At 66.9% G+C, this 354-nt stretch carries 1 protein-coding gene; it reads right to left on the reverse strand.

Annotation, left to right across the window (positions count from 1 at the left end):
- On the reverse strand, positions 1 to 354 hold a 354-nt coding region (locus KVT32_RS29185), incomplete at both ends, for a flavodoxin family protein (protein WP_217619326.1).

Raw genomic sequence — 354 nt, forward strand, 5'->3', positions numbered from 1 at the left:
ATTCGTAGTAGCCGACGAAACGGGCGAGCTGGCCGAAGCTGCCCGAGACGACCAGACCCATCCAGTTGAGCCAGACAGACAATGAACGGCGCGTGCCCTCGATGCCGGCGACGTCGCCGTGCACCACCAGGCCGAAGGCGCGCCCGGCCAGGTGTTTCGGATAGTCCCAGCCGTCCAGCTCGATGCGCTTGGCCTTGTCGGCGTCCTTGCCCCCGGTCGCGCTGGGGTCGGGATTGCCGCCGTCGGCGCAGACCAGGCGGTCGATCATCAGCTTGAGCGTGGAGGGCGCCTGGTACCAGTAGACCGGCGTCAGGATGATGACGCCGTGCGCGGCCACCCATTGCTCGTAGATCT

This window comes from Achromobacter sp. GbtcB20, from assembly GCF_019091095.1.
Lineage (GTDB): Bacteria > Pseudomonadota > Gammaproteobacteria > Burkholderiales > Burkholderiaceae_B > Achromobacter > Achromobacter mucicolens.